Below are 1,739 nucleotides of genomic sequence, written 5' to 3'. Positions count from 1 at the left end.
GCCTGCGGCCGGTCTGCGGGTCGTCGAAGGCCATCGGGTCGATGTTCACGAAGCTGGGCCCGCACTGCAGCGGCTGGCCCTTGTCGGTAAACGGGCCCTCGGGACGGCTGGCGGTCGCCACGGCCAGGCAGAGCCCGCGCGTGGTGTCGCTGAGCGCCGCGTCGGGCTTGGCGGAGTAGTAGAGGTAGAAGGTGCCGCCGTGCTCGGACACGTGCGGCGCCCAGAAATCCTGCGTGCGGCTGGCCCATTGCGGCTTCACCGGCAACGCGTCGCCGATCCTCTCCCACGCCACGAGATCGCGCGAGCGGGCGACCTGGATGTTGATCGGCGTGCCGTCCCGCTCGCCCTGCGTGGCGTAGGCGTAGTACGTCCCGTCCGACGCCCGAATCACCGTGGGGTCGGGGAAATCGATGTCGAGGACGGGGTTCGTGTACGTCGTCGTCGATGCGGACGCGTCTGCCGACGGCTCGCGGGCGGACGGCGGAGCGCAGGCGGCGAGCGCGGCGCACAGGAGAATGGCGGCGATGCGCATCACGCTGCACCCGCCGTGGTGCGGGTCTCGGAGAGGGCGCGCAGACGCTCAGCGCTGCTTTCCGGCGTCACGTCGCGCTGCGGCTCGCCCAGCATCTCGTATCCCACCATGAACTTCCTGACCGTGGCCGAGCGGAGCAGCGGGGGAAAGAAGTGCATGTGCAGGTGCCACTCGGGGTGCGGCTGCCCGTCGGTGGGCGCCTGGTGCAGCCCCGCCGAGTAGGGGAACGACACGCCGAACAGGTTGTCGTAGCGCGTCGTCAGCCGCTTGAGCACGTCCGCCAGGGCGTCGCGCTCGCCGTCTTCCAGCGCCAGCAGGTCGGGCACGGGGCGGCGGCTGATGACCATCGTTTCGAACGGCCAGACGGCCCAGAACGGGACGAGTGCCACGAACCCGTCGTTGGCGCAAACAATCCGCTCCTGCCGATCCAGCTCCAGCCGCAGGTAGTCGTCCAGGAGGGTGCGTCCGTGCCGGCCGAAGTGCTCGCCCAGCCGCTCCCCCTCGCGCGCGGCGATCAGCGGAACCGAGCGCTGCGCCCAGATCTGCCCGTGGGGATGGGGATTGCTGCACCCCATGGCCTCGCCCTTGTTCTCGAAGATCTGCACGTGCCCGATGTCGGGCCGGCTGCCCAGCCGCGCGAACTCCTCGGCCCACACGTCCACCACGCCGCGCAGGGCGGCGGGCTCCAGGTCCGGCAGTGACAGGTCGTGGCGCGGCGAAAAGCAGACGACGCGGCACACCCCCGACTCGCTGCGGGCGCGCAGCAGGCCATCCACCTCCACCTCCGCCTCGGGCGCGTCCGGGCGGAGCGCGGCGAAGTCGTTGTCGAAGACGTACGTGCCCGTGTAGTCGGGATTCCGCTCGCCGCCGGCCCGCTCATTCCCCGAACACAGGTAGCACCCGGGATCGTGCGGAGGGCGCACCTCCGCCGCGGGTCGCTCCACCTGTCCCTGCCAGGGCCGCTTGGCGCGATGGGGCGAAACCAGCACCCACTCGCCGGACAGCGGGTTGAAGCGGCGGTGCGGGTGTTCCAGCAGGCCGTTCGTTTCCGTCACTGTCGTCAATGGCCCGGGGTGGCCCGGCGCTGCAGTCGGCTCTGCACCACCACCACGCCCAGCAGGAACACGCCGCGCAGCACGCCCTGCCACCATGGGGTGATGGTGCCTTCCAGGTTGAACAGGTTGAAGATCACCCCCAGCAGCAGCAC

Annotated in this window: 2 protein-coding genes; both read right to left on the bottom strand. The window is 70.7% G+C overall.

Annotated features, from left to right (window positions below):
* Positions 1-532: family 43 glycosylhydrolase (locus tag VIB55_RS19890; protein ID WP_331878415.1), on the bottom strand; the 532-nt coding region annotated here is incomplete at its 3' end.
* Positions 532-1,587 carry a UDP-glucose--hexose-1-phosphate uridylyltransferase gene (locus tag VIB55_RS19885; protein ID WP_331878414.1) on the bottom strand — a complete coding sequence of 352 codons (1,056 nt, stop codon included), beginning with the start codon at positions 1,585-1,587 and terminating at the stop codon, positions 532-534. The genes VIB55_RS19890 and VIB55_RS19885, both read right to left, overlap by 1 nt.
* Between the last annotated feature and the right edge of the window lie 152 nt (positions 1,588-1,739).

It is taken from the genome of Longimicrobium sp., assembly GCF_036554565.1.
GTDB lineage: Bacteria > Gemmatimonadota > Gemmatimonadetes > Longimicrobiales > Longimicrobiaceae > Longimicrobium.
The sequence above is the reverse complement of the archived record's forward strand: the minus strand, read 5'-3'. Positions and strand labels throughout refer to the sequence as shown.